Origin of the sequence: Acidovorax soli, from assembly GCF_014207955.1 — a bacterium.
GTDB classification, from domain to species: Bacteria; Pseudomonadota; Gammaproteobacteria; order Burkholderiales; family Burkholderiaceae_C; genus Acidovorax; species Acidovorax soli_A.
In genome coordinates, this window is sequence record NZ_JACHLK010000026.1 from 18326 (window position 1) to 40392 (window position 22067).

Consider the following 22067-nt stretch of genomic DNA (forward strand, 5'->3'; position numbering starts at 1 on the left):
ATGAAAGCGTCCTGGATCCTCGCCGCAGCGCTGTTTTCGGCGGGCGCATTCGCACAGGGTGCTCCAGTGCGTATCGGCGTGATCGGCCCATTCACCGGCGGATCGGCCGATGTGGGCACAGCCATGCTCAACGGCATCCGCATGGCTGTGGACGAGATCAATGCGGTGGGCGGCTACCTGGGCCGCTCGCTGGAACTCGAAATCCGGGACGACTTTGCCGTTCCTGAGAAGGGCCTGGCCGCGGCCAAGGAATTGGTGGCGCAGAACGTGGTGGCCACCATCGGCGTCTGCGACAACGGCGTGGGCATGAAGGTGGTGGATGTCTTTCAGCAAGCCAAGGTGCCGCTCATGATCCCGTGCGCCACGGGCACGCCGCTGACCGCAAAGTTCCCCCCAGCGCAGAGTTTCATCTTCCGCACCGCCCCCCGCGATGCGATCCAGGCGGCGTTCATCGTCGACGACATTCTCAAACGCGGCTGGAATCGGGTGGCGGTGTTTGCAGACGCCACGGACTACGGCAGTGCCGGTTTGCACGACGCCGTGCAGGCCCTGGCACGACAGGGCATCAGACCGGTGTACACAGCGCGCGTCGAAGCCAACGCAAAGGATGTGGTGGCGCAACTGACCGAGGCCAGAGCAGCCCACGCCAATGTCATCCTGAGTTACGCCGCAGGCCCTGAGGCCGCCACCATCGCCAACGGCCGCAAGGCCATGGGCTGGAAGGTACCGCAGGTGGGTGCCTGGCCCCTTTCGTTCCCCAACTACATCGACGGCGCCTACGGCGGCGCGGAAGGATCGCTCATGGCGCAGACCTTCATCGCCGAGCCGAGCAACGAGCGCCGCGCCGCCTTCCTCAGCACCTATGCCCGCAAATTCAGCATGTCCCGCATCCGCGTGCCCATGGCGGCGGCCCAGGCCTATGACGCGACCTATCTGCTGACATACGCGTTGCTGGGCATCCACAACGGTGACCTGAATGGGTCGGCCGTCAAGCACGCGCTGGAGACCATGCCCCGCGTCTTCTACGGTGTTGTCGCCACCTACGAAAAGCCGTTTTCACTGGAGGACAAGGAGGCCATCAGCCAGAACATGCTGGTGGTGGGACTGGTGCGCAATTCCAGCGTCACCTTTGCCTATCCCGAGGATGCACGTCGCAACCTTTTCGTGCAAAGAAAGAAGTAAGTCCTGAACGCACCCGGTCGTGTGCTCGTGGATGCCCACGCGCCCGATGCCTTGGCAGGCACCGGGCCGACCTGGGCCGCGAGCACCAAGGGTGAGAAGAAGAAAAAAGGAAGAGAGTGAGCGAGAGAGAGGGAAAAAGAGGAGCTCTGAGGCCGGTGGCATACGCACCACTGACCGAAAGCGCCCACGCGTTTTCGTGTGCACTCGACCTGCACAGGCATGACGGAACAACCGAAGAAAAAGTTCGGTGAGCCCCCACAACCAGGAGACGACAATGAAGATCCGGTACTACTTGATGGCACTGTTGCTACCGTTCGCCACCTTGCTCACGCATGCGGCGATCACGGGGGTCAGCCCCATGGCCACCCTCACCACCATGGCGTCCGCCATCACCCAGGCGGCCGAGGTCCCTCTGCCGCTGCAGGGACCGGGGCTGGGCAATCTCACCTACACCTCGGCCGAGCTGTTCAAGCCGGTCTCCATGATCACCCGCGCCTCGGGCGACGTTCCAGCCACCTACCCCGGCCGCAAGGACTACGGGCTGAACGTGGGCATCATGCTCAACGGTTACTTCCTGACCTCCTTCGCGCCCGACAGCGGCCTGGGCCCGGGGGGCTTTCTGCTCTACGACGTGTCCAACCCGCGCTCCATCGTGCTGGTCAAGAAGATCTACGAGCCCGAAGGGCGCACCAAGGAGTTCCGCGAGGCCCACGCCTTCGGCACCGCGAAGATCGGCGGCAAACAGTACGTGGTGGTGCCCAGCATCAAGGGCATCGAGTTCTGGGACTTCACCGACATCAACAACATCCAGCAGGTCAAGAAGCTCTCGCTGCCCACCGTCAATGGCGGTGACTACACCAACGTGGCCTGGCAGCTGTGGTGGCAGGCCCCCTATGTGTACGTGGCCTCGGCCAACGACGGCGTGTACATCGTGGACGCCACCGACCCGGCCAATGCCGTGATCGCCGACCGCGGCGCGGGCAAGCTCAACCCCGTGCCCACGGGCGAGCTCGGTGGCTTTCGCGTCGGGCCCATCTTCACCATGGGCAACCACATGGTGCTGACCTCGATGGACAACACCGACGGTTTTGCCAGCCTCGATATCTCCGACCCGCTCAACCCCAAGGTGCTGGACACCGTGGGCTCCAACCCCAACTACTACGCCACCTGCTTCGACGGCCGCAACCTGCATGCCTCGGCCCGCGGCGGCGGCGCCAGGATGTACAGCTACGACCTGCTGGACCGCACGCAGTTCGTGGTGGAGGACAACCGCCTGGTCATCGACGAGCAGCTGTACTGCGGCACGCAGGACCACTACGTCTTCCAGGGAGCGCAGTTCAAGGTGCACAAGGTGGACGTGAGCAACCCGCTCAACCATGTCGAGGTGGGCCAGGGCAGCCTGTTCGCCACCAACGATCCCGAGTACTCGCACTCCGACCACGGCCAGGTCGCACCCATGGGCAACCTGCTGTTCATCGGCAACGACCATGGCTCTGGCAGCGGCTTCATCGTGCACCAGACGGCGCCCGACACCACGCCGCCGGCCGTCAAGCAGACCTCGCCCGCCAACGGCGCCAGGCAGCAGGCGCTGACCTCGCGCATCGGCGTGGGCCTCACCGACAGCATCCGGCCCGAGAGCGTGCACGCCGGCACCTTCATCGTGCGCCCGGTCAACGGCAATGCCTTGCCCGGCACCTACAGCGTGCAGCTGGGCATCATCAACTTCCACCCCACGCAGCCCCTGGTGGCCGGCACCAGCTATGAGATCGTGCTCACCGCGGGCGGCGTGAAGGACTATGCGGGCAACGGCATCGCGGCCGAGTACAAGGCCGTGTTCCACACCGGCAATGCCACCGACATCAGCCTCATGAACCACTGGCCGCTGTCGACCACCCTGACCGACGAGATCGGCGCCAACAACGGCACGGCCTCGGCCGCCGACCAGTTCGGCAGCATCGGCCTGAACTTCGCGCAGCGCACGGGCGGCGTGCCGCTCAAGAACGACGGCGTGGCCACGGCCCTGGGCGGCACGGCCTCGCTCGCCTTCTACATGAAGACCACACAAAACGGCTCGGCCAATGCCTGGACGGCACCCGGAATCTTCGGCCGCGACCAGAGCGGTGGAGCCGACGACGTGTTCTGGGGCTGGATCGACAACACCGGGCGCCTGAACCTCTCGGTGGGCAATGTGGCTGGCAACAACCCCGGCACCCGCTCGGCCGCCGCCGTGAACGACGGCAACTGGCACCATGTGGTGATGACGCGCGATGCCGCCTCGGGCGCACAGACGCTCTACATCGACGGCAACAAGACCAGCTCCACCGGCCTCACGGGCACCAAGGGTCTGTCCAACAAGTTCGCGCTGCTCGGGCAGATCCAGGGCAATACCGACTTCTTCCGCGGCAGCCTGGCCGACGTGCGCGTCTATGGCCGCGTGCTCAGCGATACGGACGTCACGCAGCTGCGCTCGCAGGCCATCATCGGCGATGCCGGCGTGAGCGCCAGCCCGCAGCTGGTGAACGGGCAGCTGAGCTTCGCCCCCACCCGGCTGGGCGGAGACACGGGCGTCACCTACCGCTGGAATTTCGGCAACGGCACGCAGACCGCCTTCTCGTCCCAGTCCAACACCACCTACAGCTACAACCGCCCCGGCCACTACACGGTAACGCTGACGGTGCGCAATGCCGCAGGCCAGGAGACCTTCTACACCTACAACGTGACGGTGACCTTCCCGGTGACGGCCACGGCGCCCACGCATTCGAGCAACATCGTGGGCGATGCCAACAGCGTCTATGCGGTGAACCCGGACAGTGGCACGGTGGCCGCCATCGATGCACAGGCCCTGACCAAGCGCTGGGAGACCCGCGTGGGCGACGAGCCCAAGACCCTGGCGCGCGCCCCTGACGGCCGCATCTGGGTCACCGTGCAGGGCGAGGACAAGCTCGTGGCCCTGAACCCGGCCGATGGCAGCATCTCGGCCACGGTAAACCTGGCCTACGGCAGCGGCCCCTACGGCGTGGCCTTCACGCCCAACGGCAGCAAGGGCCTGCTCACGCTGGAGAGCAAGTCCACCCTACTCACCTTCGACCCCGCCAACGGCAACACCACGGGCACGCTGGCGCTCGAGGGCGACCTGCGCGGCATTGCCGTGGCAGCCGATTCGCAGACGGCCTACGTCACGCGCTTCAAGTCCAAGATGACGGGCGGGCAATTGCACAAGGTGGGCCTCAACACCCTGGGCCTGCTCTCCACCATTGCCCTGCCGGTGGACACGACGACGATCGATACCGAGAACAGTTCGCGCGGCGTGGCCAACTACCTGAGCCAGGTGGTGATCTCGCCCGACGGCTCGCGCGCGGTGCTGCCGGGCAAGAAGGACAATATCGTGCGCGGGCGCTTCCGTGATGGCAACGACCTGCTGCACGACCAGACGGTGCGCTCCATCCTCTCGCAGGTGGACCTGTCAGCGGCCACGCACCTGCTGCCCGAGCAGATCGACTTCGACGACCGTGCCCCGGCGCGCGCCGCCCTCTTCTCCCCTGCGGGCGACTACCTGTTCGTCGCGCAGATGGAGGGCAACAACATCGCCATCGTCGATGCCTACACCCGTGCCGTGCGCGGCGAGATCAATGCCAGCAGCGCGCCCCACGGCCTGTACCTGGACGCCACGCGCAAGCGCCTGTTCGTGAACAACTTCCTCGCCCGCTCGGTCACCGTGCACGATGTGGCCGACGTGCTGGCCTCGCGCAGCGCAGCCGCCGTGTTCCAGCAGAACATCACCACGGTGGCGCAAGAACCGCTGGCGGCGGCAGCACTGCGCGGCAAGCAGGTGTTCTACAACGCCGCCGACCGGCGCATGAGCAAGGACAACTACATGTCCTGCGCCAGCTGCCACGCCGACGGCGGCGACGACGGCATGGTCTGGGACTTCACCCAGCGCGGCGAGGGCCTGCGCCGCACCATCAGCCTGCAGGGCCGGCGCGGACTGGGCCATGGCAAGCTGCACTGGAGCGCCAACTTCGACGAGGTGCAGGACTTCGAGAACGACATGCGCAGCGCCTTCGGGGGCACCGGCTTCCTGAGCGACGCGGACTTCGCCGCCACCAGCGACCCGCTGGGTGCGCCCAAGGCCGGCCGCAATGCGCAGCTCGACGACCTCGCGGCCTACCTGGCCTCGCTCAACAAGTACATGCGCAGCCCGGCGCGTGCGGCCGATGGCAGCCTCACGGTCGAGGCCGCGCGCGGGCAGACCCTGTTCGCCAACGCGAACTGCGCCAGTTGCCATGCGGGCGGCACCTTCCAGGACGGCCTCAGGCACGATGTGGGAACCATCCAGCCCTCGTCGGGCAAGGGTGCGAACCAGCCGCTGGCCGGCGTGGGCTTCGACACCCCTACCCTGCTGGGCAGCTGGGCCGCCAAGTCCTACCTGCACAACGGCCAAAAGGCCAGCGTGCTGGACGTGATCGCGGGCGGCCACGGCAACGTGGCAGGCCTGCCCGCAGCCGACCGGCAGGCACTGGCCGACTACGTGCGCTCGCTGGACACGGCGGCCGAGTACACGACACGCCTGCGCTCCAGCCACAGCAGCCTGTGCGTGAACATCCGCGGCGCCTCGGCGGCCAGCGGTGCGGTCGCCATCCAGTGGCCTTGCGGCACGGCGAACAACGAGACCTTCACGGTGCGCAACCTCGCGGGCGGCTATGTGCAGCTCGTGGCCAAGCACAGCAACCTGTGCCTGGCGCAGGACAGCGCAGCCACCAGCGGCGCAGGCGTCGTGCAACTGGCCTGCACGGTGGGCAACACGGCGCAGTGGACGCTGTCGGGATCGACCGTGCGCAACCGCGCCTCGGGCGCCTGCCTCGATGTGCCCAACAACTCCACGGCGCAGGACATCCCCCTGCTCACATGGACCTGCAACGGCGGCAACAACCAAAATTGGACACAGTTGCCCTGAGCACCTGAACCCGCTCGTCCAAAAGCCCGCCGCTGCACCCGCAGCGCGGGCTTTTTTACGCCCGCTACTGTTTTCAAAACTGGAACAGTCAGTTCGCGACTGAGTGGTTTTTCCTTGGACGACACGGGCGTACAGTTCATCCCATCGATGAGCCGAACCCGCATGGCGACTCACCGAACCCGGTTCAGGAATGGTTTCTGGGCCGGTTTTTCGAGACGCTTTTTTGACCCCAAGGATTTCATCATGAACACCACTGCACGTTTCCTCTCCATCGCCGCCGTTGCCGCTTTCGCATCGTTCGGCGCCCAGGCCGATGAGGCCGATGGCTCGCAATTCGCCCTGAAGTTCGAGACCAACCGCACCCGCGCCGAAGTCATCGCCGAAGCCGCCGCAGAAGCCCGCACGCACAGCATGGAGCCCGCCGGCTCCCGCGTGCTGAGCTACCAGTCGACGGCCGACCGCGCCACCGTGCGCGCCCAGGCTGCAGAAGCCCTGCGCACCGGCCAGATCTCGTCGGGCGAAGCCGGTTACCTGTAATCAGCCCCTGCAAGAACACCACCCATTCCAGAATTTGATTGATCGGAGCACCACCATGAACAACACCGCCCGTTTCCTCTCTGTCGCCGCCCTGGCCGTCTTTGCCTCCTTCGGTGCCCATGCCGATGAAGCCGACAGCTCGCAATTTGCCCTGAAGTTCGAGACCAACCGCACCCGCGCCGAAGTGGCCGCCGAAGCCGCCGTGGAAGCCCGCACGCACAGCATGGAGCCCGCCGGCTCCCGCGTGGTGACCTACCAATCGAAGGCCGACCGCGCCGCCGTGCGTGCCGCTGCTGCCGAAGCCGTGCGCACCGGCCAGATCCCCTCGGGCGAGATCGGCGTGCTGTAAGCAGCACCCGCGCAAGGCTGCAGACCGCAACTGGAGCCCGCATGCAAAAAAGGCCGGGGCCCCTCGCGGGGCCCCGGCCTTTTTGCTGGCTGGTGCCTTATTGCAGCACGGTCACGCCGGTCTTGGCCTGCAGGGCTTCGAACGTCACGCCAGGGGCCAGCTCGATGAGTTTGAGGCCTTGGGGCGTCACGTCCAGCACGGCCAGGTCGGTGATGATGCGGTCCACCACGCCCACGCCCGTGAGGGGCAGCGTGCACTGGGGCAGGATCTTCAGGTCTTCGGTGCCGTCCTTCTTCTTGGCCACATGCTCCATGAGCACGATCACGCGCTTGACGCCGGCCACCAGGTCCATGGCGCCGCCCATGCCCTTGACCATCTTGCCCGGGATCATCCAGTTGGCCAGGTCGCCCTTTTCGCTGACCTGCATGGCACCCAGGATGGACAGGTTGATCTTGCCGCCGCGGATCATGGCAAACGACTGGTCGCTGCCGAAGATGGACGAGCCCTTGATGGTAGTCACGGTCTGCTTGCCGGCGTTGATCAGGTCGGCGTCCACTGCGTCTTCGGTCGGGAACGGGCCGATGCCCAGCATGCCGTTCTCGGACTGCAGCCACACTTCCTTGTCACCCGTGAAGTTGGCCACCAGCGTGGGGATGCCGATGCCCAGGTTCACGTAGAAACCGTCTTCGAGTTCTTGCGCCGCACGGGCGGCCATCTGGTCTTGGGTCCACGGCATGGTCAGGCTCCTGCTTTCTCGGTGATGGTGCGTTTTTCGATGCGTTTTTCGGGGTGGGCGTTGTGCACGATGCGGTGCACATAGATGCCGGGCAGGTGGATGTGGTCGGGCTCGATGGCGCCGGTCTCCACGACTTCTTCCACTTCCACGATGCAGACCTTGCCGGCCGTGGCGGCAGCGGGGTTGAAGTTGCGCGCCGTGAGGCGGAACTGCAGGTTGCCGGACTTGTCGGCGCGCCAGGCCTTGACCAGCGAGACGTCGGGCACCAGCGAGCGCTCCATCACATAGGTCTCGCCATCGAATTCGCGCAGTTCCTTGCCTTCGGCCACGATGGTGCCCACGCCGGTCTTGGTGAAGAAGGCCGGGATGCCCGCGCCGCCAGCGCGCAGCTTCTCGGCCAGCGTGCCCTGGGGCGTGAATTCGAGCTCCAGCTCGCCCGCCAGGTACTGGCGCTCGAACTCCTTGTTCTCGCCCACGTAGGAGGAGATCATCTTCTTGATCTGGCGCGTCTCGAGCAGCTTGCCCAGGCCGAAGCCGTCAACACCGGCGTTGTTGGAGATCACGGTGAGGTTCTTCACGGCCGAGTCGCGCAGCGCGTCGATCAGCGCCTCAGGGATGCCGCACAGCCCGAAACCACCGACGGCCAGCAACTGGCCATCTGCCACCACGCCTTCCAGCGCCTTGGCTGCGGAGGGAAAAATCTTGTTCACCACGATCTCCTTGCGAATGTTGGATGCGATACGATACTACGTATAGACATAAGTAGTACCCCGTAAAGACTTGCACTATGGACGTAGATTACCGGCTGGCGTTTGACATGGCCCCTGTGGGGTTGGTGCTGTCGCGCAACCGCACCATGGTGGACTGCAACCGCCATGTCTGCGAAATGTTCGGCGCCTCGCGCGAGGTGCTGATCGGCCAGTCGTTCCAGGTCCTGTACCCCAGCGCCGACGAGTACGAGCGCCTGGGCGCGCACATGGAGCCCATCCTCAACGCCAAGGGCCACTACGCCGACAACCGCATCATGAAGCGCGCCAATGGCGAGGTCTTCTGGTGCCATGTGTCAGGCCGCGCCCTGAACCGCGAAGACCCCCATGCCTCGGGCATCTGGAGCTTCGAGGACCTGAGCTCGCAGCGCCCCGTGAAGGCAGAGCTCACCGGGCGTGAACGCGAGGTCGCCGCCCGCCTGCTGGAAGGCCTGACCTCCAAGGAGATCGGCCGCGCGCTGGAGATCAGCCACCGCACGGTGGAGATCTACCGCGCACGCCTCATGCGCAAGTACAACGCATCCACGGCAGCGGACCTGGTGCACAAGCTCCTGGCCGGAGACTGAACCTTACTTCGGCCCGTCCACGACCTCTGCCGCGGTACGGAAGGCCTCCACCGCCGCCGGCAGGCCGCAGTAGATGCTGGCGTGCAGCAGCACCTCCTGGATCTCGGCCGCCGTGGCGCCGTTGTTGAGCGCGCCGCGCACATGGCCCTTGAGCTCGTGCTGCTTGCCCAGCGCCGTGAGAAAGGCCACGGTGATGAGACTGCGTGTCTTCATGTCCAGGCCCGGGCGCTGCCACACATCGCCCCAGGCATTGCGCGTGATGAACTCCTGGATGGGCTGGGTGAACTCCGTGGCATTGCCAAAGGCCTTGGCCACGAAGTCTTCGCCCATGACCTGCTTGCGCGTGGCCAGGCCCTTGTCGAAGTCTTTGCTGCTGGATGGGGGTTGCTGCTGCGTCATGCGGGCTCTCCGGTTGGTGTGAGGCCGCGATGGTAGCCGCATGGAAAAAACGCCCCCTGCCACCCCATTCACCGGGGCCTGCAGGAGGCGCTTTCATTCAGTCCGCTCAGGCCTTGAGGTCAAAACGATCCAGCTCCATGACCTTGGTCCAGGCCTTCACAAAGTCCTGCACGAAGACCGCTTGCGCGTCGCTGCTGCCATAGACCTCGGCCAGCGCACGCAGTTGCGAGTTGGAGCCGAACACCAGGTCGGCCACGGTGCCCGTCCACTTTGCGGCGCCGCTGGCGCGGTCCACGCCCTCCAGCACACCGGCAGCCGATGTCGACTTCTGCCACTTGGTGCGCATGTCCAGCAGGTTCACGAAGAAATCGTTCGTGAGGGCACCGGTTCGCTGGGTGAAGACGCCATGCTGGCTGCCGTCGGCATTGGCACCCAGGGCGCGCAGCCCCCCCACCAGCACGGTCATCTCGGGGCCAGTCAGCGTGAGCTGGTTGGCGCGGTCGATCAGCAGCTCGGCCACGGCCCCTTCGAGGCCGGGGCGCACGTAGTTGCGGAAACCATCGGCCAACGGCTCCATGACCTCGAACGAGGGCACGTCGGTCTGCTCCTGCGAGGCATCCATGCGGCCCGGGGCGAAAGGCACCGTCACCTCCTGGCCGGCGCTGCGGGCGGCCGATTCGATGGCGGCGGCACCGCCGAGCACTATCAGGTCGGCGATGGAGACCTTCTTGCCGCCCGCCTGCGCGGCATTGAACTCGCCCTGGATGGCTTCGAGCTTGCCCAGCACCTTGGCGAGTTGCGCGGGCTGGTTCACCGCCCAGTCCTTCTGCGGTGCCAGGCGCACACGGGCGCCGTTGGCACCGCCGCGCTTGTCGCCGCCGCGGTAGGTGGAGGCCGAGGCCCAGGCGGTCGACACCAGCTCGGGCACCGACAGGCCCGAGGCCAGGATCTTGGCCTTGAGCACCGTCACGTCCTGCGCGTCCACCAAGGCGTGGTCCACCTCGGGGATGGGGTCCTGCCAGATCAGCACTTCGGCCGGCACCTCGGGACCCAGGTAGCGCACGCGGGGGCCCATGTCGCGGTGGGTCAGCTTGAACCAGGCGCGGGCGAAGGCATTGGCGAACTGCGCGGGGTTTTCCAGGAAGCGGCGCGAGATCTTCTCGTAGGCCGGATCGAAGCGCAGCGACAGGTCGGTGGTGAGCATGGTGGGCACGCGCTTCTTGGCGGGGTCGTGCGCATCGGGGATGGTCGCCTCGGCACCCTTGGCGGTCCACTGGTGGGCGCCGGCCGGGCTCTTGGTCAGCTCCCACTCGAAGCCGAACAGGTTCTCGAAGAAATTGTTGCTCCACTGCGTGGGCGTCGTGGTCCAGGTGACTTCCAGGCCGCTGGTGATGGCGTCGCCGCCAAAGCCGCTGCCGTGCTTGCTGATCCAGCCGAAGCCCTGGTCTTCGATGCCGCCGCCCTCGGGCTCCTTGCCCACCAGCGCGGCATCGCCCGCGCCGTGGGTCTTGCCGAAGGTATGGCCGCCGGCGATCAAGGCCACGGTCTCTTCATCGTCCATGGCCATGCGCGCAAAGGTGTCGCGGATGTCGCGCGCTGCGGCAATCGGGTCGGGGTTGCCGTTCGGGCCTTCGGGGTTCACATAGATCAGGCCCATCTGCACGGCGGCCAGCGGCGTGGCCAGGTCACGCTCACCGCTGTAGCGCTGGTCGCCGCCCAGCCAGGTGGTCTCCGCGCCCCAGTAGACATTCTCATCGGGTTCCCACACATCTGGGCGGCCGCCGCCGAAGCCGAAGGTCTTGAAACCCATGGATTCGAGTGCCACGTTGCCCGTGAGGATCATCAGATCGGCCCAGGAGATCTTGCGGCCGTACTTCTGCTTGATGGGCCAGAGCAGGCGCCGGGCCTTGTCCAGGTTGGCGTTGTCAGGCCAGCTGTTGAGTGGCGCGAAGCGCTGCTGCCCAGCACCGGCACCGCCGCGGCCGTCGGCCAGGCGGTAGGTGCCGGCGCTGTGCCAGGCCATGCGGATGAACAGCGGGCCGTAGTGGCCGAAGTCGGCCGGCCACCAGTCCTGCGAGTCGGTCATCAGCGCATGCAGGTCGGCCTTCACGGCCGCGAGGTCGAGGCTCTTGAATTCCTCGGCGTAGTTGAAGCCGTCACCCATGGGGTCGACGAGCGGAGAGCTCTGGTTGAGCGGGCGCAGATTGAGCTGGTTGGGCCACCAGTCGGCGTTGCCGCGGCCCTTGGGGGCGGCTGCCTTGGTGTGGTCGAACGGGCATTTGGCTTCTGTCGTCATGGGGTCTCTCCTGGTTGAGCGGTCCAAGCACTTACTTGGTGCGACCAATGGTAGGAACCAATCCATGGCACGTAAATTGAAACGATTGAATGCCTTTAATAGTCAATATTTATCGAATTAAAAAACCCATTGCCTCTGGCTGGATATGCTTCCGTCAACGGCCATGCGCCAATGGCAGCCCAGCCGCGTCCATGCGCGCCCGCAGGATCTGGCCATGGGTGGAGTTGGTCACGAACACGGTCTGCCCGCCCTCCCCGCCAAATGCCAGGTTGGTGGTGGAGGCACCCGCCGGCCCGCGCAGCACGGTCTCGGGCTCGGCGCGGTGGTTGAGCACCCAGACATAACCCAGTCCGGGGTTGGCCACCAGCAGCCGGCCCTTGGCATCCACCGCCAGCCCGTCGGGGCCACTCGGGCCGTAGGAGGTGAAGAACTGCCCCACCTTGGCCACACTGCCATCGGGCAGCAGCGGCACGCGCCACACGCAGTTGCCACGCGTCACGGCCAGGTAGAGCACGCGCCCGTCGGGCGACAGGGCCACGCCATTGGGGCTGGGCACATTGGCCAGCAGCAGGTCGAGCAGGCCATTGGGCCGCAGTCGGTACAGGCGCCCGCTCGGGTCATGCAGGCCGCTCTGGCCCTGGTCGGTGAAGTACAGGTTGCCTTCGGCATCGAACACCAGGTCGTTCACGCCCTTGAAGCGCTCGCTGTTGCGGCGCTCCAGATAGGGCGTGACCTTGCCGCTCGCCATATCCAACCGCATGAGGCCGTTCTTGTAATCGGTGATGAGCAGCGTGTCGGCATCAAGGAACTTCATGCCATTGGGCTCGCCGTCGTACTCGGCCACCAGGGTCCAGGCGCCCTGAGGGTCGATGCGCAGGATGCGGCCCCAGGGGATATCGGTCACATAGAGGTTGCCGGCACCATCGAACACCGGGCCTTCAAGGAAGGAGTCGGTGACGGCGCCCGCGCGGTTGGCGTCGGCCCAGGCGCTGCGCTCGGGCCGGCGCAAGGCATCGGGCATGGTGGTGAACAGTTCCAGGTCTCGCACCTGGGGTGGCTGCAGCAGGAACATCGTGGCCTTTCTGGCGGTCGAATCACTGTTTCTCGAACCCGGTCTTGGCAGCGATGGTGCCCCACATCGCATGGCTTTCGCCCAGGATCTTCGCGAAGGCGGTGGCATCCACCTGGCGCGGATCGGCCCCCATGCCTTCGGCAAAGGACTTCATGTCGGGTGTGGCCATGGCAGCGGCGATTTCTTTTTGCAGGCGCTGCAGCACGGGGGCTGGCGTGCCTTTGGGTGCCCAAAGGCCCGTCCAGTTGACCACACCGAACCCCTTCACGCCCGCCTCGGCAAAGGTGGGTACATCGGGCAGCACCGCCAGGCGCCTGTCGCCGCTGACGGCCAGCAGGCGCAGCTTGCCGCCACGCACATTGCCCATCACGCCCGTGGTGGAGGCGAACTGCATGTCGATGGTATTGCCCAGCACGGCTTGTGTGGCTTCGGCCGCGCCCTTGAAGGGCACGTGCATGAACCGGGCGCCTGCAGCCATGCCCAGCGCCTCGGCGGCAAAGTGCGGCGTAGTGCCAGCGCCGCCCGATCCATAGGTCACGGCACCCGGATCCTGGCGCGCTTTGCCCAGCAGGTCGGCCAGTGTCCTGTAAGGGCCTGCGGCATTCACCACCAGGGCCATGGGCGCGAACACATAGGCAGCGACCGGCACCAGATCCTTCTCGTGGTCGAATGGCAGCTTCTTGAAGATGTGCGGCAACAGCGAGTAGGTGGTGTCGTTGGCTACCAGCGTGTAGCCGTCGGCCTCGGCGCGCGCAACCTGCGTCACGCCAATGGTGCCGGTGGCGCCCGGGCGGTTCTCCACGATGAAGCTCTGTCCGGTCTGCTCGGTGAGCTTCTGCGCCATCTTGCGGGTGGCCACGTCGACGGCACCGCCGGGGCCATAAGGCACGATCACGCGCACGGGCTTGGCCGGCCATGGCTCCTGGGCATGGCCCGCGCCGGCCAGGCCCAAGGCCAGGCAAGCCAGTGCGATGCTGCGGCGCTGGAAGAGAAAGGGGGTCATGGAGTCTCCTGGTGTTTGAATGGCAAGCCGCGCGCTCACGCGGCAGTGGTTCGCTGACGCTCCAGCACCGCAAGCACGTTCCTGGCTGCGCCCACACCCATGTTCACGTAGGCATCGCTGGTCACGCCGCCGATATGCGGCGACAGGATGAAATGCGCCTCGCCCTGGAAGGGGTGGCCTGCCACCATGGGCTCCACGGCAAAACTGTCCAGGCCCGCCGCCATCACCTGGCCGCTGCGCACGGCAGCCAGCAGCGCCGCCTCGTCGATCAGGCCGCCACGTGCGGTGTTCACCACCACCACGCCGCGCTTGCATTGCGCCAGGGTGGCGGCGTTGAGCATGCCGCGGTTCTCGTCGGTCAGCGGGCAGTGCAGCGAGATCGCGTCGGACTCGCGCCAGAGGGTGGCCAGGTCCACGCTTTCGATGTAGGCCGGCAGGTTCTTGGCGAACGGGTCGAAGCCGATCACGCGCATGCCCAGCGCATCGGCCATCTTCGCAAACCGCAGGCCGATGGCGCCCAGGCCGACCACGCCCACCGTGCGGCCGTTCAACTCCAGGCTCTTGTGCGTGGCCTTGTCCCAGTGGCCGGCGTGCATGCGCGCATCGAGTGCCACCACCGATTTGGCGCAGGCCAGCAGCAGCGCCAGGGCCTGCTCGGCCACGGCGGCGGCATTGGCGCCCACGGCGGCCGCCACCTCGATGCCACGTGCCTTCGCAGCGGCCTTGTCGATGGTGTCCGTGCCGCTGCCGTGCTTGGAGATGACCTTGAGCGAGGGCGCCGCGTCCATCACGGCCGCGCCCACCTTGCCGTAGCGCACGATGATGGCCACGGGGTCGTGCTGGCGGCACAGGGCCACCAGGTCGTCCTCGGTGGGTGCCTTGCCGGCATAGACGATGTCGAAATCCGTGAGCAGCGCCAGGGCCTGCTCCGCCAGGTCGGCACCGGTCACGATGAGGGTAGCGCGGCTCACAGCGATTCCCCTTCCTTGAGCACACCGGCAGCGCGCAGGGCGGCGGGCAGCCATTTCGAGGCCGTATCGCCGCGGGCGATGGCCTCGATGCGCGCGGCCTCGTCGGCCACCTTCTTGTCGGCCAGGGCCATCATCGCGGGGGCCTTTTCGCGCTCGATCACCACCACGCCATCGGCATCGCCCACGACCAGGTCGCCCGGGTGCACCATGGTGCCGCCGGCCGAGATGGGGTGGTTGATGCGGCCGGGCACGAACTTGGTGGGCCCAGCAGGGTTGAAGCCCGCGCTGAACACCGGAAAGCCCAGGTCCAGGATTTCCAGCTTGTCGCGGATCGCGCCGTCGACGATGACGCCGGCCAGGCCCAGCTTCTTGCAGGCGCTGAGCATCAGCGTGCCCATCAGGGCGGCGGTCTGGTCGCCCTTGCCGTCGATCACCAGCACGTCACCGGGCTTCGCGAGCGCAATTGCAGCATGGATCATGAGGTTGTCGCCGGGGCGCACCTCGACGGTGAAAGCCGGGCCTGCGACCTGCATGTCCTGCTGCACGGGGGCCACGCGGGCATGCATGGTGCCGCGGCGGCCCGCCACGTCGGCGAGGATGGCGGCCTGGAAGGTGGCGGCTTTCCGGACGACCTCGGGGCTGACGCGTTCGATGTCACGGATGATTTCGGGAAGCTGGCTCATGGTGCGGTCCTGGAGAGTGGGGGGAGAGAAGGTGGTTGGCGCATGCCGCAGCCCACCACCCCACGGCAGGGCGGTGAATGCGGGGAGACAAGTGGGGGCGGTGGGCGTCTGGTGCGGCGTCAGTCCAGGCTCGCGCCCGAATCCTTGACGATCTTTCCCCAGCGCGGCACTTCGGTGCGCAGCAGCTGGCTGAACTGCTCGGGGCTTCCGCCCATCACGTCGCCACCTTCGCTGCGCAGCTTCTCGGCCACGTCGGGCTGCTGCAGGGCCAGGTTGATGGCCTTGTTGAGCTGGGCCACGACGGGTGCGGGTGTACCGGCCGGCGCGAGGATGCCGAACCAGGTCACGGCATCGAAGCCCTTGTAGCCCGACTCGGCCAGGGTGGGCACATCGGGCAACTGGCTGGCGCGCTTGGCCGAGGTGATCGCGATGACCTTGAGCTTGCCATTGCGCACCTGGCCGAGCAGCGTGGGCACGGAGGACATGTACAGATCGATCTGCCCGCCCACCAGGTCGGTCATGGCCTGGGCGGCACCCTTGTAGGGGATGTGGCGCAGCTGGATGCCGGCGGCGTTCTCGGCCAGCTCACCGGCCAGGTGGGCCACCGTGCCATTGCCCGAATAGCCCAGGGTGATGGTGTCGGACTTGCCCTTGGCAGCGGCCACCACATCGGCAAAGGTCTTGAAGCGCGAGTTCACGGGCGCCGCCATCACGATGGGCGAGGACGACACCAGCGCCACGGGGACCAGGTCCTTGAGCGGGTCGTAGGGCAGCTTGGGGTAGAGCGTGGGGTTGATGGCCAGGTTGCTGGTCTGGCCCATGACCAGGGTGTAGCCATCGGGTGCGGACTTGGCCGCAGCGTCCACGCCCAGGTTGCCGCCTGCGCCGGGCCGGTTGTCCACGATCACATTCCACTTGTTCTGGTCGGTGAGCTTTTGCGCCACGGTGCGCGCGATCATGTCGGTGCCGCCGCCGGGCGGAAACGGCACGATGAGGCGGATCGGCTTGCTGGGGTAGGCGGCTTGCGCCAGCGCAGCACCCGTGGGCAGGGCGGCGGCAGCCAGGCCCAGGAAGGCGGCGCACAAGGAACGCGAGAGCGAGGTGAAGGCAGTCATGGATGTGTCTCCGTTGTAGTGGTCGTCCGCACCTGCGGCAGGCCCGGTGCGATGGACGCGACTGTACGCAGGCGTTTCAACCCATACAATGCAGTTGCACTGTATGAAACGAATTGCGCCATGAGCAACCGCCCCCCCAAGCCCCCTCTTCCGGCCGAGCCAACCGCCCCAGGCACGGCCAGCGACGCCAGCGGCGGCGTCATTGCCGTCACCCGCGCGCTGCAGGTGCTGGAGGCGTTTGCACTGGGCGAGTCAAGCCTGTCGCTGGCCGAGCTGAGCCGGCGCTGCAGCCTGCACAAGACCACGGTGCTGCGCCTGGCACGCACGCTGGCGCAGTCGGGTTTCATGGTGCAGCGCGAGGACGGTGACTGGCGCCTGGGCCCGGCCGCGGGCTGGCTGGGGGCGCGCTACCAGGCAGGCTTTGACGTGCAGAACGTGCTGGAACCGGCACTGCGCGAACTCACCCATGCCACGGGCGAGAGCGCCGCCTTCTACGTGCGCGAAGGCCAGGTGCGCACCTGCCTCGTACGCGTGGAAGGCCCGCAGGCGCTGCGCCACCATGCGCGCATGGGCGAGGGCCTGCCGCTGGACAAGGGCTCGCCGGGCCGCGTGATCCTGGCCTTCTCGGGCGAGCCCGGCAAGGCCTACGAAGAGATCCGCAAGAAGGGCTACCACTGGTCCATCGGCGAGCGCGAACAGGGCGTGGCCACCGTGTCGGCCCCGGTGTTTGGCATGCACTGGCGGCTCATGGGCTCGGTGTGCATCTCGGGCCCGGCCTCGCGCCTGCCGGCCGAGAAGCTCGAAGCCCTCGCGCAGACCGTGATGGCCGCCGCCACGCAGCTGTCGTACGCGCTGGCAGGCAACACGGCGGCCCCATCGCACAGCCCCGTGCGCGCCACCCACTGGCATCCCTGATACTGGCGGTAGAAAACCCCAGGAGACCGACGTGACCCGCTACCCTTTCCCATCGCTCGACAGCCTGCCCGAGGACATCCGCACCCGCATCCTCGAAGTGCAGGAAAAGGCCGGCTTCGTACCCAATGTGTTCCTGGCCTTTGCGCGGCGCCCGGCCGAGTGGCGTGCCTTTTTCGCCTACCACGATGCGCTGATGCTCAAGGAGGAAGGCAGCCTGACCAAGGGCGAGCGCGAGATGATCGTCACCACCACCAGCGCGGCCAACCAGTGCCTGTACTGCGTGGTGGCGCATGGCGCGATCCTGCGCATCTACGAGAAGAAGCCATTGGTGGCCGACCAGGTGGCCGTGAACTATCGCAAGGCCGAGATCAGCCCGCGCCAGCGCGCCATGCTCGACTTCGCCATGAAGGTCTGTGAGCGCTCGCACGAGATCGAGGACGCCGACTTCACCGCCCTGCACGCGCACGGCTTCGACGACGAGGACATCTGGGACATTGCGGCCATCACCGCCTTCTTCGGGCTGAGCAACCGCATGGCCAGCTTTGCCGGCATGCAGCCCAACCCCGAGTTCTACCTGATGGGCCGCGTGCCCAAGGCCAAACCCGCCGCTTGAGGCGCCCCATGCAGCCCACCCGCCTCCTGGCTGCCGGGCTGTGCGCGGCCGCCGCCTTCGCGGCCTGCAGCAGCGCCCACGCGGCCTCCGGCGGCTTTGCGCCGGGCAGCGGCACGCTCGATGCACGGCCCCTGAGCGTGCACGTACCGGCCGGCACGCTCTCGCCCCTGTCGAGCACCATGCCGCCCCTGCTGCTGCGCCGGGAAGACGGAGCCGGGCCTGTGTACTACCTGGCCTCAGGCCTGGGTGTGCCGCGCTACGGTATTGCCGACCTGCCCGGCGCCGCGGCCTGGCGCGTGGTGCCCGATGCGGACTGCGCCAGCCTGGTGCCGGTGGCGCTCGACGAGGTCAAGCAAGCTTCCGTGCAGGTCGTCACGGTGCAGCAGAACCCCCTGCCCATGGCATGCGCCGCCGCGTTCGAAGGCAGTTGCACCAGCCGTGACCAGCGCCTGCGCATCGGCACCACCTTCCAGGGCACACGGCGCACGGCGCGCGCCGGTGGCGGCTTCTTCGGCACCGAAGGAAAGATCACCACGACCTTCCACACCGGTGTGCGCACGCTGACCATCGAGCACCTGCCCTCGGGCCGCCAGTGGCGCATGGACGAGGCGCTGCAGGACTCCGCCGCCTACAGCGCACCGCAGACGGCCATCCGCTACCTGCCGGAGTGGCAGCGGGTGCTGCTGCTCGGTGTCAGCACGGGAACCGAGGGCGCGCAAGGCCGCTGCATCGCGTTGCCGCCAAGCTGATTTCAAGCCATGTCGCCTTGCGGCTGGGCGCTGCGCGCGCGTTGTGCGAGCAGCGCCGTCGCGGCCTCCACGGACATCGGCCGGGCATACAGGTAGCCCTGCACCTCGTCGCAGCCATGGTCCTTGAGAAAGTCACGCTGCTCGGCGGTCTCCACGCCTTCGGCGATCACGCGCAGTTGGAGGCTCTTGGCCATGGCGATGACGGCCGAGGCGATGGCCTCGGCCCCCTCGTTCCCATGCTTGCCCAAGTCCAGCACGAAGGAGCGGTCGATCTTGAGCTTGCTCACCGGAAAGCGGCGCAGGTAGCTCAGGCTGGAGTACCCCGTGCCGAAGTCATCGATGGCGATCTGGATGCCCTTGCCCACCAACTGGTGCAAGGTCTCCACGGCAGCATCCGTGTTGGCCATCAGCGTGCCTTCGGTCAGCTCCATCTCCAGCGCGCCGGCAGGCAGGTCGAATTCCGAAAGGACACGGCCCACCTCGTGCAAAAAGTCGGGTGCCTGGAACTGCACGGCCGAGAGGTTCACCGCGATGGGCAGGGGCACCAGGCCCTCGCTGCGCCAGCGCGACCAGATGCGCGCCGCCTCGCGCAGCACCCAGTTGCCGATCTCCGCGATCATGCCCGAGGATTCGGCAATGGGGATGAAGCGCGCCGGGGACACCGGGCCGCGTGTGCGGTGCGTCCAGCGCAGCAGGGCCTCCATGCCCACGGGCTGGCCCTGCGCCAGGGTGAACTGGGGCTGCAGGTGCAGCTCGAGCTCGCCGACGTCGATGGCCTGGCGCAGGTCCACGGCCAGCAGCATGTCATCGTAGGCCGAGGCGTTCATCTCGGGCGCATACAGGCGCCAGGTGTTGCGCCCATGCGCCTTGGCGATGCGCATCGCGGCTTCGACGTTGTGCAGCAGGTCTTCGGCATTCTGCGCATGCTCGGGATAGCTCGCGATGCCGATGCTGGCCGTGGGCGACACCGGGTGCTCCTGCAGCCCCAGGCGGATGGGCGGGGCCAGCAGCGCACGCACCTGGCTGATCAGCAGGGCATGGGTGACGGGATTGCCTGCAAGCACGAGCATGAACTCATCGCCGCCGTAGCGGTACAGGCCCTTGAGGTCGGAACACAGCCCCCGCAGCCGCTCGGCCACCTGGACCAGCAGCGCATCCCCCTGCGCATAGCCGAACGATTCGTTGATGCCCTTGAAGCGGTCCAGGTTGACCAAAGCCAGCGACAGGCTGTGGTGCCCCGGTGCAGCCTGGGCCTGCACCGCCGCGATGTACTGCGGCAGGTCCTGCTCCAGCCGGGCCCGGTTGGGCAGCCCGGTGACCGGGTCATGGATGGCCAGGTACTCGGCCTGGCTCTCGGCCTGCTTGAGGCGGGTCAGGTCGGTGAAGAAATCCACATGCTGCTCCACCTGGCCATCGGCGCCGCGGTGCGCGCAGACCAGCAGGCGGGCCGGGAACACCGTTCCGTCCTTGCGGCGGATGTGCACCTCTCCCTCCCAGAAGTCTTCCGTCTGCAGGATGGCGCGCGCGCGCTCGACCACGGCGGGGTCCAGACCCGCATTGAGCACCACGGTGGGCTGGCCCTGCAGGTCCGCGAGCGTATAACCGGTGATCTTCGTCAGATGGGGGTTGATGGAGACGATGCGCTTGTCGCGGTCGCCGACCACGATGGCGGCGGCCGAGCGCTCGAAGAAGCTCGCGGCCACGCGCAGCTGCATGTCCACCTGGGCCTGGCGCGTGACGTCGCGGCCTATGCCCACGAAATAGCGCTTGCCGTCCGACTCGAAGCAGCCCACGGTGCCTTCGAGCAAGAAGGTGCTGCCATCGGCCCGCAGCCGCGGGATGCGGATGTGCTTGGACTCCCCTGGCTCCATGGCGTCCAGCAGCGCCGCCTGCTCTGCCGCATGGGCCGGTGGCCGCATGCGCTGCGCGCCCATGCCGATAAGCTGTTCGCGCGGGTAGCCATACACGTCGGCCGCCGCCTGGCTCACGTCCAGGATGGTGCCCTCATGGTCGGTCAGCAGAAAGATGTCGGCCGAGCCGCGCAGCATGTGCTCGTAGTGCCGGCGCAGCCCCGCCTCCCGGGCCGCATGGCGGTGGTGGTCGCCGCGCCGCCAGGTTGCATAGAGCAGCGAACCCAGCAGCAACAGCGCCAGGACCCCGGCAACCAGCACGTGGGTGCGGTCCTCGATGGCTGCGTAGACCGCCTTCTCGGGCATCTGGCTCACCACCGTCCATCCGGGCAGCAGGATCGCTTCGCGCCGGGCCAGCACCAGGGCCCCGTCCCGGTTGGGCCCCTGCGCCTGAGAAGGCGCACCGGCAGCGGTGAGCAGGCTTTCGACGGACTCCCGGGCCTGGCGCGGGCGTACGGCCAGGGGCCGCGCGCCGCCCGCCGGAGACAGAAGCTGCAGGCCCTGCGCACCGCGGCGCACCAGGAGGGTCTCGCCCCCCCAGTTCGCAGGGCGGGCCTTGGTCAGCGAATCCACCAGCCACCGGGGATCCATCTCCAGGTACAGCACAAGGCCGGTCTGCTGGACGCCATCGGTGATGTTGCGCACCAGGCCCAGGCGCAGGCCGGTGTCGCTGCCCTCGCCCAGTTCGATCCACTGCGCCCGGCTGCCCGCCTCCGTGCGCGCCAGCTGTCCGGTCTGCCCGGCATCGAGGGCGGCCCCGCTGCTGAAGGCGGCCGCTCCGGACTGGCGGTCGATGATGGCCACCGTCCGGTAGGCATAGAGGTGCTGCATGCGTTCGACATGCCGAAGCAACAGGGCCTCGGCATCCGCATGCCCCGCCCCGGCATGCCGCCAATGCGCGAGCGCCTGTACCAGCAAGGCACTGGTGCCGATGGCATCCGCGTCCGCGGTGCGCTCGGCCAGCCAGGTATCGAGCGAGTGGGCCGAGAGCTCGGACGTCACGCGCAGGGAGTCCCACGCGGACAGCTCGGCAGACCGCTTGGCCTGCAGGTGCAGCGCCAGCCCGAGCGCGATGACGCCCGCGACAAAGGCGGCAAAGACCAGGGGCACCAGCCAGCGGGCCCGCCACGGCGCCGGCGCGGTATCCGGCGCACCCGCCAGCGTACCGCCGGACAAGGAAGCTTTGTCAGTTGCCATGGCCAACCCCCCCCCCGTTGCAGCGCGGCAGATGGGCCAGGGATTCAGCCGCC

General features: G+C 67.3%; 18 protein-coding genes. 8 read left to right on the plus strand and 10 right to left on the minus strand.

Going from position 1 to position 22067, the window contains the following annotated elements; genetic code table 11:
- From HNP48_RS33220 to HNP48_RS33235, 4 genes are all read left to right on the plus strand, one after another.
- Nucleotides 1-1182, plus strand: coding sequence for an ABC transporter substrate-binding protein (locus HNP48_RS33220; protein ID WP_184865512.1), 1182 nt, complete (start codon nucleotides 1-3; stop codon nucleotides 1180-1182).
- A 274-nt stretch (nucleotides 1183-1456) separates the two neighbouring features.
- Complete coding sequence (locus tag HNP48_RS33225; RefSeq protein WP_184865514.1) at nucleotides 1457-6136, plus strand: Ig-like domain-containing protein; 4680 nt, start codon at nucleotides 1457-1459, stop codon at nucleotides 6134-6136.
- Between the two features lie 243 nt (nucleotides 6137-6379).
- Nucleotides 6380-6673, plus strand: a complete 294-nt coding sequence (locus HNP48_RS33230; protein ID WP_184865516.1) for a DUF4148 domain-containing protein — start codon at nucleotides 6380-6382, stop codon at nucleotides 6671-6673.
- A 55-nt stretch (nucleotides 6674-6728) separates the two neighbouring features.
- Entirely contained in the window at nucleotides 6729-7022 is a 294-nt protein-coding gene (locus tag HNP48_RS33235) for a DUF4148 domain-containing protein (RefSeq protein WP_184865517.1), read from the plus strand.
- Nucleotides 7023-7119: 97 nt separating this feature from the next.
- On the opposite strand, the gene HNP48_RS33240 is transcribed toward HNP48_RS33235, so the two are convergent.
- Together HNP48_RS33240 and HNP48_RS33245 are read right to left on the minus strand one after the other, a co-directional pair.
- Complete coding sequence (locus HNP48_RS33240; RefSeq protein ID WP_184865519.1) at nucleotides 7120-7758, minus strand: 3-oxoacid CoA-transferase subunit B; 639 nt, start codon at nucleotides 7756-7758, stop codon at nucleotides 7120-7122.
- A 2-nt stretch (nucleotides 7759-7760) separates the two neighbouring features.
- Complete coding sequence (locus tag HNP48_RS33245; protein ID WP_184865521.1) at nucleotides 7761-8468, minus strand: CoA transferase subunit A; 708 nt, start codon at nucleotides 8466-8468, stop codon at nucleotides 7761-7763.
- Nucleotides 8469-8545: 77 nt separating this feature from the next.
- On the opposite strand from HNP48_RS33245, the gene HNP48_RS33250 reads away from it, so the two are divergent.
- Nucleotides 8546-9091, plus strand: coding sequence for a PAS and helix-turn-helix domain-containing protein (locus HNP48_RS33250; RefSeq protein ID WP_184865523.1), 546 nt, complete (start codon nucleotides 8546-8548; stop codon nucleotides 9089-9091).
- Nucleotides 9092-9094: 3 nt separating this feature from the next.
- Here the strand turns inward: HNP48_RS33250 and HNP48_RS33255 are convergent, their stop codons facing one another.
- The 7 genes from HNP48_RS33255 to HNP48_RS33285 form a co-directional block, all read right to left on the minus strand.
- Nucleotides 9095-9490 (minus strand): carboxymuconolactone decarboxylase family protein, encoded by a 396-nt coding sequence (locus tag HNP48_RS33255; RefSeq protein ID WP_184865524.1) that lies wholly within the window; start codon nucleotides 9488-9490, stop codon nucleotides 9095-9097.
- 106 nt (nucleotides 9491-9596) lie between these two features.
- Nucleotides 9597-11786 (minus strand): catalase/peroxidase HPI, encoded by a 2190-nt coding sequence (gene katG, locus HNP48_RS33260; RefSeq protein ID WP_184865526.1) that lies wholly within the window; start codon nucleotides 11784-11786, stop codon nucleotides 9597-9599.
- A 154-nt stretch (nucleotides 11787-11940) separates the two neighbouring features.
- Nucleotides 11941-12858 (minus strand): SMP-30/gluconolactonase/LRE family protein, encoded by a 918-nt coding sequence (locus tag HNP48_RS33265; protein ID WP_184865528.1) that lies wholly within the window; start codon nucleotides 12856-12858, stop codon nucleotides 11941-11943.
- Between the two features lie 22 nt (nucleotides 12859-12880).
- Nucleotides 12881-13861, minus strand: a complete 981-nt coding sequence (locus tag HNP48_RS33270) for a tripartite tricarboxylate transporter substrate binding protein (RefSeq protein WP_184865530.1) — start codon at nucleotides 13859-13861, stop codon at nucleotides 12881-12883.
- 35 nt (nucleotides 13862-13896) lie between these two features.
- Nucleotides 13897-14832: an NAD(P)-dependent oxidoreductase gene (locus HNP48_RS33275; protein ID WP_184865532.1), complete on the minus strand. Its 936-nt coding sequence runs from the start codon at nucleotides 14830-14832 to the stop codon at nucleotides 13897-13899.
- A complete protein-coding gene (locus HNP48_RS33280; RefSeq protein WP_184865534.1) occupies nucleotides 14829-15515 on the minus strand; it encodes an RraA family protein in 687 nt (228 codons plus the stop codon). Before HNP48_RS33280 ends, HNP48_RS33275 begins: the two co-directional genes overlap by 4 nt.
- 119 nt (nucleotides 15516-15634) lie before the next feature.
- Complete coding sequence (locus HNP48_RS33285) at nucleotides 15635-16630, minus strand: tripartite tricarboxylate transporter substrate binding protein (RefSeq protein WP_184865536.1); 996 nt, start codon at nucleotides 16628-16630, stop codon at nucleotides 15635-15637.
- A gap of 120 nt (nucleotides 16631-16750) precedes the next feature.
- Here HNP48_RS33285 and HNP48_RS33290 point away from each other — a divergent pair, with 120 nt between their 5' ends.
- Genes HNP48_RS33290 through HNP48_RS33300 form a run of 3 tightly spaced genes read left to right on the plus strand, consistent with a single transcriptional unit; the run spans nucleotide 16751 to nucleotide 18907 of the window.
- A complete protein-coding gene (locus tag HNP48_RS33290) occupies nucleotides 16751-17545 on the plus strand; it encodes an IclR family transcriptional regulator (protein WP_184865538.1) in 795 nt (264 codons plus the stop codon).
- Nucleotides 17546-17576: 31 nt separating this feature from the next.
- Nucleotides 17577-18158: a peroxidase-related enzyme gene (locus HNP48_RS33295; RefSeq protein ID WP_184865540.1), complete on the plus strand. Its 582-nt coding sequence runs from the start codon at nucleotides 17577-17579 to the stop codon at nucleotides 18156-18158.
- An 8-nt stretch (nucleotides 18159-18166) separates the two neighbouring features.
- Nucleotides 18167-18907 carry a hypothetical protein gene (locus HNP48_RS33300; RefSeq protein ID WP_184865542.1) on the plus strand — a complete coding sequence of 247 codons (741 nt, stop codon included), beginning with the start codon at nucleotides 18167-18169 and terminating at the stop codon, nucleotides 18905-18907.
- A 2-nt stretch (nucleotides 18908-18909) separates the two neighbouring features.
- On the opposite strand, the gene HNP48_RS33305 is transcribed toward HNP48_RS33300, so the two are convergent.
- Nucleotides 18910-21993 carry an EAL domain-containing protein gene (locus tag HNP48_RS33305; RefSeq protein WP_221480441.1) on the minus strand — a complete coding sequence of 1028 codons (3084 nt, stop codon included), beginning with the start codon at nucleotides 21991-21993 and terminating at the stop codon, nucleotides 18910-18912.
- Nucleotides 21994-22067: the final 74 nt, after the last annotated feature.